The organism is Chryseobacterium sp. GTID13 (genome assembly GCF_056172655.1).
On the sequence record NZ_JAOCMB010000007.1, the window covers coordinates 438580 to 454620 of the forward strand.

The following is a 16041-nucleotide window of genomic DNA, read 5'->3' on the forward strand; positions in this document are numbered from 1 at the left end:
ATACGGAGGCAGCTTCCAATCCTTACGAGACACTTATAATGAGGTTCCGAAGGACCATTTTGAAACGATATTTGTCCAAATACGGCAAAAACAGAATAGTATATTCTTGCGAATACACTATTCTGTACCAATTTATTTTTACTAAGATGATTGTTCTGGGATTAATGACCAGATGAAGGCCACATTCCGCGGTACTCGGAGTTACCTAAAGTGATAACTTCTGCGCTTACTACGAAACTGATCAGCATACTGTTTTCATCTACAGCGTCGAAGTCTACTTCATGCTGGATCACATAACCGTTTTCCCACTTCAGGGTAGTTAGGGTACCTTCTTCGTGAGATTTGTTGAAAGTAACTTCACCTGTTGTAGGCTTGTACTTTCCGTTCAGTAAGCTTTCAAGGATGTCCGATTTTTCAGTAGCTTCTACTGTAACTTTGATCAGTGCATTGGAGGGATCCGATGCTACACGTCCTGAAACGTCTGTAGATCTGGATACGCTGTAGTTCAGCTTTAATAATTTCTGTTCTTCGCCTCCGTTGAATTTTAAGATTCCTCTTGAATTTGCTGCCATGATTTGTAAATTTTAATCGTTAATATTTTGTGATTTGGTGATTGATTACATAGCAAAGATAGAACGTCACTTTTTAATAAAAAATCTTTTGAATGTAAATTTCAAATTTTGTAGTAATTCTACGATTTGATGTAGTAATTCTACGACAATAGATTTAAATACAATAAATAAGTATATGATTTACAATCATTTATATTCAAAATAAAACCCTGACTAATAAGGTTATTTTACACTTAAAAGAGAAATATTAAGATTTTTTTAAGAATAGTTAGTGTATTTTTAACAAAGTCAAAATTGAATTTTATAAAAAAACCGGCACTAAAAATAGTAACGGCTGTAGAATTATAATTATCTAGCTTATTGCTGTTGCACACGAACGCCTTCTTTTATGGAACGGGAAAGAATTTTATTCTTTTTCAGAAGAAAATCCGGCATAAGGTCGGTAGGAAGATAAAAAGGGCTCTCCCCTTTTTTCTGTAATTCTTCAGTAATTCCGGGGTTCCAGGCAAGAATTTCATTCATTTCCACATCCAGTTCGTCAGCGATGACATCCAGATTGAATCCTGCATTAATCTCGGTTTCCTGAAGAGGCGCAGCAGTGTTTCTGCCACTTCCGCCTTCTGTAAAGAAAACTTTATTAAGCCTTGCAGAATTATAGTTATTCAAAACACTTTCCAGCTCACCGGTTGCATAACAGGCATTCAGGTATTTTTTAACATGGTTGATTGTTTCAGCAGGAAGATATTTAGAATACACATGATACTGTGTAGAACCAGCGCTCTGCATGGCTTTGGCAATATTTCCCTCACCACAGTTATAGGCCGCTACCACTGTGATCCAGTCGCCATACTTTTTATAGAGATTTCCAAGGGAAACCACTGCTGTCTTTGTACTTTTATATACGTCTGTACGGTTCTGCTCCGTAAGACCATATTGATTGGCATGTGCAGTCATAAACTGCCATATTCCTACTGCTCCGGCTCCCGAGGTTATATTCCTGTTGAAATGGGACTCTATCAGGGCAAGGTTTCTTAAATGCCTGGGCAATCCTTTCTGTACCAATGAATATTCGATAAATTCAACGATTTCTTTATTGGCATTGATAATATTGTTATACCTCCTTACACTACTTTCTGAAGTGTCCGAAGGTTCCAGAAACTGTCCGTTCATCATCGCAAAACTTCCTGTCAGCATCAGTGCTGTAAAGATATTTCTGAATGCGGTTTTCATTTTTAATATGTTTTTTATAACTAAAGGGCAGAAAGGCTAAAAGGCTAAATCGCCAATGAGCGTTCTGTGTATTATCCGTCTACTTTCCAGGTTAATTTTTCTTCTTCTGTGTTCCAGTCTACATGAATGGTCTGCCCGGATTTCACTTCTTCTCTCACGATCATTTTGGAGATCGGTCTCGCCAGTTGCGCACGGATCACTCCTGAGATCTGTCTTGCTCCGTATTTGCTGCTGAACCCTCCCAAGGCAAGGTTTTTCACAGCTTCGTCACTGATTTTTAAGGCCATTCCCAATCTTGTCAGAGATGTATGAAGTGATTTAAGCTGAATGTTGAAAATTCTTTCTGCAATAGATTCAGTGATTGGTGCAAAAGGAATAATCTCTGTAATCCTTGCCAGGAACTCCGGTCTGAATCTTCCTGAATTGGACATAATCTGCATCAGTGAAGAGGATTCCGGAACTTTTCCTTCTTCAAACTGTTTTACAATCTCTTCGCTTCCTATGTTTGAAGTGAAAAGGATCAGGGCATTGCTGAAGTCACCTTCTTTTCCCAGTTTATCATGGACTTTTCCTTCATCCATGATCTGAAGGAACACATCAAACACAGAATGGTGGGCTTTTTCAATTTCATCAAATAAAACAACAGTATATGGCTGCTGTCTGATTTTATTAACGAGCATTCCCCCTTCTTCGTAACCTACATAGCCCGGAGGCGCTCCGTACAGTAACGCTGCTGAATGTTCTTCTTTAAATTCGGACATATCGAAACGTACCATTGCTTTTTCGTCGTTGAAAAGAAGTTCTGCCATAGATTTTGCCAGCTCGGTTTTCCCTGTTCCGGTAGGTCCCAGAAGGAAGAATGACCCAATTGGCTGTCCCGGTTTGTTCAATCCACTTCGGTTTTCAACGATAGCGTCTGAAAGGATTTTCAGAGCATGATCCTGTCCTACTACCCTGTTTAATAGCAGGGATTCCATATTCAGAAGCTTTTCTTTTTCCTGGGCCTGGATTTTTCCGATCGGGATATTGGTTTTTGCCGCCATTACTGCTGCCAGTTCCAGACGGTCTACTTTTTCTCTTTTTTAGCTGCATGCTGCAAGAGTTCAGCATAAGTATCATCAATAATCTTGTGGATCTGATCCACAGGCATGGAATTATCAATAACAGGCTGCTCATTTAATGAACCCCAAAGAATCGGACTTATTTTATCCCTCAGCAGGTTGTAATTCCAGATCAGTTCATTTGCCTGGTCTTTGCTGTCGGCAAATTCTTCTTTTAAAATGGCTTCGTAAGTTTCTTTCCAGCTTGCCAGTTCTTTTTCCGAAAGCTCATCAAGCATTTTGATGGCGGCCATCGTACGGTCCAGCAGGTCAATGGCTGCATCGGGCAGTTTTTTCCTTTTGCATATCTTTTAGCAAGACGTACACATTCAGGAATGGATGTTTTTTCTACTTCGATTCCGTGGTGTTTTTTGTAGCCGTCCAGAAGGACGTCAATCATTTTTACGCAGGTTTGTTCGTCCGGCTCATTGACGGTCAGGACTTCAAAGCGGCGGTTAAAGGCTTGTTCAGGTTCAATAATTTTCCTGTATTCTTCCTGTGTTGTAGCCCCGATTACTGTAATTTCTCCTCTTGCAAGTTCCGGCTTAAGAAGATTGGCCACATTTCCTATACTTCCTTTTGGATCTAAAAGGGTATGAATTTCATCTATGAAGAGAACTGCTTTTTCAATTTTCTTGCATTCGTTGATTACTTTTTTCAGACGGTCTTCAATTTCGCCTTTATAGGAAGTTCCGGCTAATAATGCTCCTGTGTCCAGCTCAAGAAGTGTTGCGTTTTTAAGCATTTCAGGAACATTTCCTTTGGTGATTTCTATGGCAAAGCCTTCTACCAAAGCCGTTTTTCCTACACCCGGCTCACCGATGATGATGACATTCGGTTTGCTTCTGCGGCAAAGGATTTCAACGAGCATTCGCAGCTCTTTGTCTCTTCCTATGATATTTTCAAGATCTCCTTTTCTGGCTTGTGCAGTTCTGTCCACACAGTAGCTTTTGATTGAAGGAAATGAAGAATCCGTATAATCTGACCCATTTGAAAAAAGTGAAGAAAAATTACCGTCTTCGGATACCGCGAAAGGGGTATCTTTTCTGTATAAATTAAAAATTTCGTGTTCTCTAAGAGGGAGTGATTTCAGCTGCTGCAGGGAAAAACAACTTCAGGTTTCACAATGGCAGTAAGGATACAGATCGGTGTGATCTCGTCCAGCCCAAGTTTCAGCCTGATATCGTCTGCTTCTTCTGTAAGGGTATCTACAGCATCATCCGGGCGTACTTCATCCGGAAGATGTGCTGTTTTCGGATATTCTTCAATACGGACATCTGCCCATTCGTAAAAATACCCGGGATCTTTATCAATATTTTTCAGGAATTCATTAAGGCCGATATCTTTATGCATTAATGCCTGCAGGATGTGCGGGCCGCCGTAGGTGGCATTATAATTTTCCTTTGCTATTGACTGGGCAATATGAAATAGCTGCTTTACTGTTTCGTTGGTTACTAGTACTCCCATTATAATTTTCTAATATTAATATGTTTGTGTTTCTTTTGTATCAGATTATTTGGTGTTATCTGTCAAAACTTACCTTTTACAAATATATCTTTTTTATGTAAAATGTACGTAAGATAAAGGTAGTTAATTCTTTGATCAGAGAAGTAATAAGTTTTCTTAATGGTAAATTAAAATAGTTTTTTACTTTTTAAACAAAAAGACCGCCTTTGGGGACGATCTTTTTTATGAATGTTGATGTGTAATAGTGTGTCTTCATTAAGTAGCACAATCCGCAGATCATCATTGTATTTCAGTTTCCATAACTTCTGTTATTCCCCGTCATTTATGATTCTTTGAATTCCGTCATGATTGTGCATTTTATCAATGATTAATATTTTGTGATGTGGTGTGATTGTTTAACAAATATAGAACGGTTATTTTTATCTCAAAAGTATTTCTCCATAAATTTCATATTTTGTAGTAATTCTACGACTTTTGATTTAAGAATCTTTGCCAGATGTCACTGTAAAAGGGTTTGCCGTTTTAGGGATATACACCAAAAATAAGACATTTTACACTTCAATGAGAAATACACTGGTTTTTAAATGCAAAATTGAGCTTTAAAATGTCGAATTCCAGATCTGATGTTTAAAAAAGTAAAAGCTTTAAACCTTTTTCTGAATTTGTTCCAATGTATCACTTACCCTTACAAAATAAAAAAAGCAGAAGTAATACTCCTGCTTTTGATATGATTCATTGAACGATTAATGTTTGGTGTACTCCGGCTCGTCTACGGTTTGGGTAGTCGGCATAAAGTACTCATTCAGCCAATAGAAGGTTTGCCCGTTCTGCTGGATTTTTACAGCCGGATTGTTTCTGTGGGAAAGCATGTGCTCTGCCAGCTGTTTATAGCTTTTAAAGTATGCTCTGGCTGTTTCTTTTAAAACAATCTTAGATTTTTTCCAACCTTTCAGTTTGTATTTCGACATCAGCTCATCTTCAGAGTTATCGAATCCGGTACTTAATCCTACTGCATATGACATTGGTTTTTCATACAGCTCGGATTTATCTAAGAATTTTAAAGTCGGATTGTATTTTTTAAGAATCTTGATATATTCTTTAATAGCTCTCGACTGGTTGAAATCTGCTCTTTCCGGCTCTGTTTTAAGGTAAACTTCCGTATAGAAGTTCTTCAGGTTATCATATTCTGTTTCAGAAATAAGAATTCCTTTTTCTATACCCGGTTTAAAGTCTTTCAGCTCTTTCGGGATATAGCCTTTTACAAGGAAAGGGTTCCCGTAGTTGATCAGCTGCGCTGCAATTCCTGCAGAAACCGGATTGGTAAGGCCTGGGAACAGGTATTTATATTTCAGGTCTACATCTGTTCTTCCGGCGCCTACTGAAGAATGGAAATAGTCATTCAGAGACTTGTCAATGGTCTGGTTATCCAAAGTAACCTGTGCTATAAGGCTGTCTACCGATTTTTTCAGGTAACCGGGTGTTGCTACGTCTCCTTTTTTAGGGAAGATTACAAATCCCTGGGACATACTCTGTTTCGGATAATCCAGTGAGAAGAATCCTTCATCGCCCTCTACAAGGTTAAAGTTGTTTTTAGTAAGAACATCACTCTGATTGATAATCTTTTGTTTTTTAAGTTCGGCAATATTCTTTGCAGTATTAGTGACTACATTTTCTGCCATTAATACGAAATCGTTATAGGTATCGGATGACCTTGCACTGGTCTGGAACATGATCAGCCTGGCCTGAGCCTGCGTAAGAGAGCTGATTACGCTGTACATGTTTCCGCTCTGATTGGCAGAGGTTCCTACTGTTATCACCACATTTGTTTCATCCGGAACATTGGAAAGCAGGTTTCCTGCGGCAGAGAGCGCTTCTCCCACCGGCTGGTATCCGCTGTTGCTTGCACAGTTCATTTCATTGGTTCTTTCGTCAATGAATTTGGTGATTTTACTGTAATCCGAGCTTAAGTTGGAAACCAGAACGTTTTCCCCGCACGGATTATTTTTATACAAAACAACACCGTATTTTACCCCATTGAAATACGAAGGTTTTTCGAATCTAAGCTGCAGATCCTGAAGAAGAGACTTTACAATCGGGGCATAAGGAGCGTTCGGGCCGCTTACATCCAGAGCAAATACAATATTGATATTTTTATCTCTTTCAGTGATCTCTCTGTAACGGTCGAAATAGATTTCCTCTCCTAAAACATTGAATACATAGTTTTTGCTGTAATCTAAAATATTGGTGAAATATTTTGTCTTGGAATCCGGTGTAGGAGCTTCATTCAAAGGTAAGCTTACCGGATAGATATTTTCCAGAGGGGTTCTTTTGTTGGTATCCGTAAGAAGAATAGCCGTTCTGCTTTCTGAATCTGACGCCCCCGGATATCCTTCATGGATTCCTAAGGTAGTTTCCGTTACTTTGGTATCGTTTTTCAGCTTTACTGCAGAACGTTCGCCCCAAGTAGAGATCACATTGGCGTTAACCCATCCGTAAAGGTTGGTACTGATGCTGTCTATATCAATGGAAGGTTTCTTACCTACCAAAAAGCGTTTGTTGTTTTCTGCCTGCTTATAGACATACACCATCTGTCCGTTTGGAATTTTGACATTGGCTGCTTCTATAAGACTTGGAGAATTGAACACCATGATGGAGTCGTTCTTATAATATCTTTCAGCACTTCGGATCACTTCACTGTGATTCGGTACCACGGCTACTCTTACAGGGAAGCCTGTTTTTTCGCTTTTTAAAGAATTATTCCATAAAAGAAGGTCGGATTCCGGGATCCATCCATAGGTTTTAATGGATTTTGACGAAACTTTTTCATTAAAGCATCGGGAACGTATTCCGCTACTTTTACCATTCCGTCTCTATGCTTCAGAACCATTAAAGGCTCAAGAAATTTAACTTCTTTGTAGGACTTTTCGTCACTTTTATCAAGATAGGCTGTATTTCTGGATCTGTCTGAAATAACGATCCAAGGGACGGATTTTTTAGGGTATCCGTTTACAACCGGCGAGTTGTCTACCTGCCCGTACTGGGACGGTTCAGGGGTCCTTTTAGATGGCAGCTTCACCTGACAGCTTGCTAACAATACTGATAATCCTATATAATATGCTGCTAGAGGAAATTTATTCTTCATCCTATTTTATTTTTATGATTGGGTGGTGTATCCGGGAGCCCGGACTTATTATTTGCTTTGGTTGATATCAACCTTAGTTACACAGTTCTGTTTATCATCCAGGTTTACTTTTACACTCTGGATCACGACATTTTTGTCAAACTGAAGGCCTGCGCAGTACATATAAAAGTTATTAGCCTTACTGTCGCTTACTTTTACCACCGTGTTTTCGTTGTTACACAGGTAAGTTCTCAGCAGGTAATTGTAATGTACGTTGAAACTGTTTCCGTTGGCAATCTGCTGAAGGTGGTATTTGAAATCATCATCAACCTTTTTGTAAGAATCTTCTACCGGAATTTCATCCTCCTGTAAAGCGTTGTAAGCAGGAAGAATCTTGATCAGGTGGTAAATAGGCTCCTGGCTTTCTTCAGTAAACAATGCAACACGGTAGTCACCCGGTCTTTTATAGGAGTAGATGGCCATTTTTTCTTTAGCATCTATATTACCCGTTTCGCCAAACTTCCAGGCAAACTGTGTAGCCTCCGAAACTGCACGGAACTGCACATTTTCATTTTGCATCGCCTGTGTAGGAGCATCAATAATGGTACTGATCTTCGCACTGTCTTTTGGCTTCTGGTATCTTGGCGAAACCATTACAGGAAAGGTTTTGGTATACTTATTATCTATAATCAAGCTTACCGAATAATACCCCGGTTTATTGTAAAAATGGATTCCCGTACTTTTGTCGGAAGTAGTCCCGTCCCCGAAATTCCATCTTTTGGTTTTTGCGAACTGGGTCTTATCCTCAAATAAAAGTGTATCCCCTACCGATAGTGAAGAAGGATAGACTACCCCTACAATATCATCGGCAGAATGGATCACCTTTTTCTGCAGCCATAACGCAACGAGCGCTGCAATGAGCAACGTTGCGATAACACCAATAATAATGTTCTTTTTGTTTTTTTGAAAATAATTCATAGTTAAGTGATTGTGATGTGTTTATTCCTTGAATGTTTATTTTTTTGATTACTGGGTCCTGGCCCTTAATGCATTTTGTCTTTCGTAAAGCCGGTTCTGTTTATCTTTAAAACCAATTCTGCATTCTTCCACTTCTTTTTCAAATCTTTTTACGTCTTCCGTGGTTGTGGAAATCACTTTTTTATCTTCAAAATACATTTTGTAGAATTTAGCGATCTGCGGATAGGCATCCTTGCGGATATCCATCACGTCGTTTCCATGAAAATAGCTGGCAAGCCCATTAATCCCGTTGAAGATATTATTTTCTGCAAAAGGTTCCGGAGACTTGTCTGTAATTCTGCTGATCATGGTATAGGTACTGTCCATTTCAGGCTGTAAGACCTTTTGTTCGCGGTCGAATGCCGCTTTCTGTTCCAGACTTTGTATTCCTCTGACATCTTCTTCCGAGAACGGAGATTCGTAGCCTTTTAAAAAGATGATTCCGAAGAATATCATAGCGGCCAGAAGCATCAGTATTAAATAGAAAAACTGATAATGCCTTTCTTTTTTAGATAGTGTAATAGATCCCTGCATATGCTTTCTTTTTTATTATCTTCTTTTACCTCCTGTAAAGTTTCTTGTAGGATCTTTTCTAAGCTGGCCATTGGCCCTTCCTACTTTTGCGATACAATCTTCAAGATCCCTGAGGACGATCTTCTTATTGGATTCCACTCCTATAATATCGTTCTTTAATTTCAGCATCGGCTCTATCTGTTTCATCAGAACGGCATAATGCTTGAAATTATCCACACTGTCTTTACCCATAATGTTTTTCACCTCTCTCACATCATCCATGATTCTGGTTCTGAGAAAAACATCATTTTCTACCTTATTAATGTTTAGCTGGCTCATCTGGTCATAGATTTTATCTACATGAATCCTGAGAACATCACCACGCATCATAAGTTCTTTGTAAGCATCAGATTGTCTGACAATTCCTTCCCGCTGTATACTATAGCTTTTAAAAAAGAGGAATAAACACAGAAAAGACACCACCGAGAGAACGGCGAAAGACAGAATAAACTTCCAGATGCCTATTCTGACGTCAGATTTGTTAAGTTTTTTTCCCTGTTAGAAGACATATTTTTGCGATTTGTTTGGCCTGTGAAAATATAAAAAAAAATTTATGCACAATACGTATTTTCCCTAATGTAGTTTCGTGAAAACCCCTATTTAACGAAGTTTAATTTTAACTTTCATAAGTTTTTCATAAATTAGGCCTCTGAATTTTAAATATCACCACCAAATCGATATTAAAAAGTGAGTAAATTATTATCAAATACAGTGCGATTTTCTATAGCTGACAGTGATTTTTATTTTAAGAAAATCATGATCAAGACGCTTATGGAAAACCCCTTCTATATGCTTCTGAATGACTGTAATAACGGCCATGAGCTCGTGAACAGGATCTACAGGAGGCAGGAAGATGTGTTTATTATAGAACTGTTCATGCCGGTACTAAGTGGTATGGAAGCCATTAAGTACATCAGGAAAAACAATACGGAAACTCCTATTGTAACCTATTCCAGCACCTACCAGGAAGATATGGCCGAGATTCTTTCCAAAATTCCCAATATCTATTACTGTCAGAAAAAAAGTACCATTATAAAAGACATCATCAAAGGAACTATTGCCTCTGACGGCTTCGATTATGAAAAATACTCCAGGGAATGGGAGCAGCAGCCACTCGCTGTACAGAACTATATGGAAAGGCAGAAGAAAGGCCAGGAAGAGCTGAACCCTACCGAGATACAGCTTATGAAATTCTGCTACGAGGGCTACAGCAATAAGGAAATTGCAGAAAAGCTGAACCTCAGCACCCGTACGATAGACACTTATATTAACAGGCTTACTGAAAAGCTGGGACTGAAAACAAAACTGCACCTCATCCGTTTCTGTGTAGAAAACGGATACTATAATTCCAGCATGTAGAAAGATTTAATGTAATATTAATATAGGCTCAACATAAAAACTCCAACTCTTTAAACAAAAATATTTTGCCACTAATTTGCTAGTATTCAATTTTTTTAACTAAATTTGCACACCTAAAATTTAAAATTAAAAAAGGAAATGACAAAGGCAGAATTGGTAAACACCATCTCAAATAAGTTGGGAACAGAAAAGAATGAAACACAGAAAGTTGTAGAAGCTTTTATGCAGGAGATCAGAACTTCTATGTATAATGGGGATAACGTTTATCTGAGAGGTTTTGGATCTTTTATCATTAAAACAAGAGCTGCTAAAACAGGAAGAAATATTTCTAAGAACACTGCAATTGAGATTCCTGCTCACAACATTCCTGCTTTCAAACCTTCAAAATCTTTTGTAGAGAAAGTAAAAACAAAAGTCGCAGTAAAATAAAAATTAACTGAATATTAACTAGTTACTAAAAAATTAAAATTATGCCAAGCGGAAAGAAAAGAAAAAGACACAAGGTTGCAACTCACAAAAGAAAGAAAAGAAGAAGAGCGAACAGACATAAGAAAAAATAATCTCTTTTTTTCGGGATTTACAATATAATAATATAGTTGGTGGTTTTAATTATTTAGAGTTCACCGACTATATTTTTGTTTGCAACGATAAGATTCAAAAGGAAAAATAAAGGCTTTTGCAGATATTTTTTAAAAATATACAGCAATTTCATTCTAAATTCTTATATTTAAAATTATTTATTTGCTAAAAAATACGCCAGTTTCCTATAATCTTAATAAATTTTTATCTTATACAAAATGAAGAAAGAACTAATAGTTTCGCATGAAGATGATCTTACAAAGATTGCACTGCTGGAAGACGGAAGACTATGTGAACTTCATGAGCAAGAGGACAAAAGCGAATTTATAGTTGGAGATCTGTTTGTAGGAAGAGTAAAAAAGCTGGCACCTAACCTGAATGCAGCATTCGTAAACATCGGCTACGATAAGGATGCATTTCTGCATTACCAGGATCTGGGGCCCCAATACCTTACCTACAGAAAGTTTTTAAAAGACACTATTTCTAAAAAACAGAGCACTTCAAGCCTAAAAAATTTCGAGATACAACCCGAAATAGACAAAAACGGAACCGTAGAAAAAGTCATTGCCAAAGATGATCTTGTTCTGCTTCAGATTACCAAAGAACCTATTTCCACAAAAGGTCCGAGGATCTCTACCCAGGTTTCTTTAACAGGACGTTTTCTGGTCCTGATCCCTTTCGACAACAAAGTTTCCATTTCCAAAAAAATCAGAACCACTGAAGAAAAGGAAAGACTGAGAACCCTTATCGACAGCATCAAACCTGAAGGTTTCGGTGTGATCATAAGAACCGTAGCGGAAGGAAAAAAGTAGCAGACCTTCACAATGATATGAATCAGCTCATCCAGAAATGGGAAAGCACGTTCAAAAACATTCAGAAAAGTAAAGTTCCGGCAAGAGTTTTAAGCGAAGAAGACAAAGCTTCAGCTATATTAAGAGACAATTTCAACCAGGATTTCGTGAGCATCATCTGCGATGATGAACAGATGGTAAACGAAATGACCAACTATGTAGAGGTTATAGCCCCGGAAAAAAAGAATATTGTCCAGTTTTACAATTCACATATCCCTCTTCTCGAATATTACAACGTTGAAAAACAGCTCAAACAGAGTTTTGGAAAACACGTTAATATTCCAAGTTCAAAAGGTGCTTACCTCGTTATAGAGCACACAGAAGCACTTCACGTAATCGACGTTAACTCCGGAAACAATATTACCACCGGGAACGCCGCCAACAAAGAACACGCACTTAATGTGAACAAAATGGCAGCCACAGAGATTGCCAGACAACTTCGTCTCCGTGATATGGGAGGCATCATTGTAATCGATTTCATCGATATGCAGAACCCCGAGCACAGAAGGGATCTGTATGAACATCTGAAAGAAGAAATGAAGCGTGACAAAGCACGCCACAAAATTCTTCCCCCGAGCAAATTCGGACTGATCCAGATTACCAGACAAAGAAACCGTCCGGAAAAACAGATCGAAACCAAAGAAGAAAACCCGAACAAAGACGGAGAAATTGTAGCTCCGATCGTCATCGTGGAAAGAATGGGCGAAACGCTCAGAAGCATCCTGCAAAAGGAGAAAGGAAAAATTTTCCTTCATGTACACCCTTTCGTGGAAGCCTACCTTACCAAAGGCATCAAAAGTATCCAGATGAAATGGTTCATGAAATACAAAAAATGGGTAACCATCATCCCAAGGGATTCTTTTAAATATTTAGAATATAAAATCTACAATTCGAAGAAAGAAGAATTGATAGAGTTTTCTAATTAAGAACAAAATTTAACCTCCGGCCTTGTACCGGAGGTTTTTTAAACTAAAATGAGCAAAGACCACCACTACAAAGCAACCATCCATTGGACAGGAAACAAAGGAACCGGCACCAGCAGTTACAGAAATTATGAAAGGAGCTATACCATTCAGATTGAGAATAAAGCTCTTATTGAAGGCTCCTCTGATCCTGCATTTCGTGGAGATAGAACCAAGCATAATCCGGAAGATATGTTCCTCTCTTCCCTTTCTTCCTGCCACATGCTCTGGTACCTTCATTTCTGTTCCGAAGAAGGCATCATTGTTACCGATTATAAAGATGAAGCTACCGGCGTAATGACTGAAACAGCGGATGGAAGCGGTCACTTTACATCTGTTACTTTGCACCCTACCGTTACTGTTACGGAAGAATCAATGATTGAGAAAGCAAAAGAACTGCATCATAAGGCAGGTCAGTTTTGCTTCATTGCCAGGTCGGTTAATTTTCCGGTAGAACATATCCCTACCCTGTTAGTTAAATAGTTTTAATTTTAAGTCTGATACGATAAAAACAACCACTAATATTAGATTTAAATTACAATAACTCTAAAATTATTATTTAAAACTCCACAATAAGAGAATTATTTATCAAATAATCAATAAAAAATCAATTTCTTAATCATTATTATTGCAATAAATTGCAATTAATTGTTATTTTTTTATATAATCTGAATATTTTTTTATATTTTTATATAAACAAAACTAACCATGATGAAACCAAGATTAACCATCTTTGATGAGCCGTTGCTGTATACAGAAGGCTTGTCAAAACTACTCTCACAGAGTAAAATTTTTAACACGATTGACATTTGTAATTCTCATGAACACTTATTCGAACAATTAAAACTGGATCCTCCGGAAATTCTGGTCTTAAGCTCCAACATGTTGATGCTTACGGACATTTTCCGGCTTGTAGAAGACATTACCTCCACCAACAAAAAAATCAAGATTATTGTCATAGGCAATAGTTATGATATGATTGACATCCGGAAGCTCTTTAACAAAGGCATAAAGAGTTATCTCGATAAAAACAGCAGATATGATGAATTCCTGAAATCCATAAACATCCTGCTTTTAAATGAGATCTACATCTGCGATAACGCAAAAGAAAGAATGATCAACTTTATCAGCAGCGAGGAAGGAAAATCCAATCAGCACATCAAAGAACCTCTCACCCGCAGGGAAATGGAGATCCTTAAACTGATATGCGACGGCTTCAGCAGCAAAGACATTTCTGAAAAGCTCTTTATAAGCATCAACACGGTAGAAACCCACCGCAAAAGAATCCTCTTAAAATTAAACGCAAAAAATTCCGTAGGAATTGTAAAATACGCCTTAGAAAACCACATTATCGACTGATGAAAAAAAATTAATTTCAAAAAAAATTCCAAACCTTCGGTTTGGAATTTTTTTGAGGTGAAGAGATGTCAGTGGTAAATTTTTGCTTTGCAAGTGAAAGGTGAATTATTACTGGTGGCTTCGAGAGCCTCAGCCACCAGATAGCTGCCTTTCGTTCTAATATTTCAGAATTCAAAAATTTCAGTTCAAGTTTTTTTAAGTAGCAAATCCGTCGTTTTCAATTTTAAAACTATTTCCCATTAAAGCATCCCAAAAACTCTAAACCCCAAACTCTAAACTCTAAACTTTAAACTCATCACCTCATAAACTCTCAAACCCTCAAACCTACTCCTACTCATAATCCGGCATTTCGCCATTACTGAAAAGAGAAGCTCTTGAAAGATCGGTCAGTGTACTGTTGAGATCAATAACCATCACGTTTTTCTGGGAAATATTATCATTGGAAGTATTCATGAAGATCACCTGGGCATTATTCGGTGAAAATCTTGGATCGAGGTCATTGGTTCCCATTGGCTTTTCGCTTTCTGCAGAAATATCGTAAACAGTATCGCTGGTCAGGTTGTAGATAAAGATATGGGAATCAAGCTGGCGGTAATTTCCGCTTCCGTCCTGGTATCCTGAAGTGTCACGGGTGAAGACCAGCATCTGGCCGTCTACAGAGAAATTCAGTCCTCCGGCTGCCCCTGACGTTCCGGACAGAACGGTTTTCAATACACTTCCTGTCATATCTATTATATAAATTTTTGTATTGTATCCGTTGTAGTCATTTGTTTTTAAAGCAATTCTGCTTCCGTCATAGCTCCAGTCGCACTCAGAGATCATGCTGCCGTCCGGAGTGGTGTACACTAAGGTCAATCCGCTTCCGTCCTTATTAATCCTGTACAGTTTATTGAAGTTTGAATAAAGAATTTCCTGGCCGTTTGTACTCCATGCAAAATCCATTTCATAATTATTAAATCCTGCAGCAGGTACCGTCGTGACCTTAAAAGGATTGGATCCGTCAGGATTTGCTGTGTAGATATGGGTACTTCCGCCTTCCGTTCGCAGAAATGCTATCAGTCCGGCATTGTTATTTTTCCTTGGTCTCCAGCTGTTATAGGACGAATTCGTAAACTGGAAGCTGTTTCCTGCTCCGTCACTTGACATAATGACAAAATTTCCGTTCTGTTTCTGTACATAATGATAGCGGTTGGCAGGAACCGTATTGGTGGTAAATTTACTGATGGTACTTAAAACTGGCGGGTGAATGCCGTCCGAAACAGACACCTGCCAGAAGTAACTAACACCAAACTTCAAATTGGACAACGAATAATGTTTCGCTGCCAAATCATTAACCTGGATCACATTCGTATCAAGGTTATTTTTAATTGTTAAACTGTATCTTAAAACATCAGCCGTATCAGGATCTGTAGCAGTCCATGTCAGCTCAACGTTTAAAGGTTGATTCACCGCATTGTCTACCGGACTTAGCAGCTGCGGTGCAGAAGGAGGAGAGTTGAGCGATTCATCATCGTCCATTTCAAAAACCACGGTTACCACCTGGTTTTGATTTTGTATATTGACACCCTGAAAATTGGTGAGATAGCCGGAGAGTTCGGCCTTTACAGAATAATTTCCTACCGGCATCGCGGCAATTTCAAATGTACCGTCTGTTCCGCTGAAAACCGTCTGTGTAGTGGGTGCTGTAAAGATTTTCACATTAGGAATGGGCACATTGGTGCCCCGTTTTACGACTTTTCCTTTCAATGATCCTGTCTGAGCCTGTTCTATAAGATCTTCATTACACGAAAACAGACAAAAGGTAAGGATGAATATGCTGAGTATTTTGATTAAAGTTTTCATAGTTCATGT

General features: G+C 38.3%; 12 protein-coding genes and 2 pseudogenes. 5 read left to right on the forward strand and 9 right to left on the reverse strand.

Annotated features, from left to right (window positions below):
- Positions 1–161: 161 nt before the first annotated feature.
- The 8 genes and pseudogenes from tssD to tssO form a co-directional block, all read right to left on the reverse strand.
- Positions 162–572 carry a type VI secretion system tube protein TssD gene (gene tssD / locus N4G44_RS21295; RefSeq protein WP_260540020.1) on the reverse strand — a complete coding sequence of 137 codons (411 nt, stop codon included), beginning with the start codon at positions 570–572 and terminating at the stop codon, positions 162–164.
- A 357-nt stretch (positions 573–929) separates the two neighbouring features.
- Positions 930–1802, reverse strand: coding sequence for a lytic transglycosylase domain-containing protein (locus N4G44_RS21300; protein ID WP_474929813.1), 873 nt, complete (start codon positions 1800–1802; stop codon positions 930–932).
- A 71-nt stretch (positions 1803–1873) separates the two neighbouring features.
- A pseudogene (locus tag N4G44_RS21305) lies at positions 1874–4369 on the reverse strand (ATP-dependent Clp protease ATP-binding subunit).
- Between the two features lie 743 nt (positions 4370–5112).
- Positions 5113–7080 (reverse strand): type VI secretion system protein TssR domain-containing protein, encoded by a 1968-nt coding sequence (locus N4G44_RS21310; RefSeq protein WP_474929814.1) that lies wholly within the window; start codon positions 7078–7080, stop codon positions 5113–5115.
- A 35-nt stretch (positions 7081–7115) separates the two neighbouring features.
- Positions 7116–7511 carry a type VI secretion system protein TssR domain-containing protein gene (gene tssR, locus N4G44_RS21315; protein WP_474929815.1) on the reverse strand — a complete coding sequence of 132 codons (396 nt, stop codon included), beginning with the start codon at positions 7509–7511 and terminating at the stop codon, positions 7116–7118.
- 48 nt (positions 7512–7559) lie between these two features.
- A complete protein-coding gene (locus tag N4G44_RS21320; RefSeq protein WP_474929816.1) occupies positions 7560–8468 on the reverse strand; it encodes a PKD domain-containing protein in 909 nt (302 codons plus the stop codon).
- Between the two features lie 48 nt (positions 8469–8516).
- Entirely contained in the window at positions 8517–9041 is a 525-nt protein-coding gene (locus N4G44_RS21325) for a type VI secretion system transmembrane protein TssO (protein WP_474929817.1), read from the reverse strand.
- 15 nt (positions 9042–9056) lie between these two features.
- Complete coding sequence (gene tssO / locus N4G44_RS21330) at positions 9057–9503, reverse strand: type VI secretion system TssO (protein WP_474929818.1); 447 nt, start codon at positions 9501–9503, stop codon at positions 9057–9059.
- A gap of 333 nt (positions 9504–9836) precedes the next feature.
- On the opposite strand from tssO, the gene N4G44_RS21335 reads away from it, so the two are divergent.
- From N4G44_RS21335 to N4G44_RS21355, 5 genes and pseudogenes are all read left to right on the forward strand, one after another.
- Positions 9837–10439 (forward strand): response regulator transcription factor, encoded by a 603-nt coding sequence (locus tag N4G44_RS21335; RefSeq protein ID WP_474929819.1) that lies wholly within the window; start codon positions 9837–9839, stop codon positions 10437–10439.
- Positions 10440–10577: 138 nt separating this feature from the next.
- Positions 10578–10868 (forward strand): HU family DNA-binding protein, encoded by a 291-nt coding sequence (locus N4G44_RS21340; protein ID WP_002984212.1) that lies wholly within the window; start codon positions 10578–10580, stop codon positions 10866–10868.
- A gap of 368 nt (positions 10869–11236) precedes the next feature.
- Positions 11237–12795: pseudogene (locus N4G44_RS21345) on the forward strand (Rne/Rng family ribonuclease).
- A gap of 48 nt (positions 12796–12843) precedes the next feature.
- On the forward strand, positions 12844–13314 hold the full coding sequence (locus N4G44_RS21350) for an OsmC family protein (protein ID WP_474929820.1): 471 nt from the start codon (positions 12844–12846) through the stop codon (positions 13312–13314).
- A gap of 225 nt (positions 13315–13539) precedes the next feature.
- A complete protein-coding gene (locus N4G44_RS21355; protein ID WP_474929821.1) occupies positions 13540–14190 on the forward strand; it encodes a response regulator transcription factor in 651 nt (216 codons plus the stop codon).
- A gap of 330 nt (positions 14191–14520) precedes the next feature.
- Here N4G44_RS21355 and N4G44_RS21360 read toward each other — a convergent pair whose 3' ends face one another.
- Positions 14521–16032 carry a carboxypeptidase-like regulatory domain-containing protein gene (locus N4G44_RS21360; RefSeq protein WP_474929822.1) on the reverse strand — a complete coding sequence of 504 codons (1512 nt, stop codon included), beginning with the start codon at positions 16030–16032 and terminating at the stop codon, positions 14521–14523.
- Between the last annotated feature and the right edge of the window lie 9 nt (positions 16033–16041).

What these genes read in the sequence shown, in the direction of transcription:
- tssD (WP_260540020.1), bottom strand. Translation starts at nt 572, where the DNA reads ATGGCAGCAAATTCAAGAGGAATCTTAAAATTCAACGGAGGCGAAGAA.
- N4G44_RS21300 (WP_474929813.1), bottom strand. Translation starts at nt 1,802, where the DNA reads ATGAAAACCGCATTCAGAAATATCTTTACAGCACTGATGCTGACAGGA.
- tssR (WP_474929815.1), bottom strand. Translation starts at nt 7,511, where the DNA reads ATGAAGAATAAATTTCCTCTAGCAGCATATTATATAGGATTATCAGTA.
- N4G44_RS21320 (WP_474929816.1), bottom strand. Translation starts at nt 8,468, where the DNA reads ATGAATTATTTTCAAAAAAACAAAAAGAACATTATTATTGGTGTTATC.
- N4G44_RS21325 (WP_474929817.1), bottom strand. Translation starts at nt 9,041, where the DNA reads ATGCAGGGATCTATTACACTATCTAAAAAAGAAAGGCATTATCAGTTT.
- N4G44_RS21335 (WP_474929819.1), top strand. Translation starts at nt 9,837, where the DNA reads ATGATCAAGACGCTTATGGAAAACCCCTTCTATATGCTTCTGAATGAC.
- N4G44_RS21340 (WP_002984212.1), top strand. Translation starts at nt 10,578, where the DNA reads ATGACAAAGGCAGAATTGGTAAACACCATCTCAAATAAGTTGGGAACA.
- N4G44_RS21350 (WP_474929820.1), top strand. Translation starts at nt 12,844, where the DNA reads ATGAGCAAAGACCACCACTACAAAGCAACCATCCATTGGACAGGAAAC.
- N4G44_RS21355 (WP_474929821.1), top strand. Translation starts at nt 13,540, where the DNA reads ATGATGAAACCAAGATTAACCATCTTTGATGAGCCGTTGCTGTATACA.
- N4G44_RS21360 (WP_474929822.1), bottom strand. Translation starts at nt 16,032, where the DNA reads ATGAAAACTTTAATCAAAATACTCAGCATATTCATCCTTACCTTTTGT.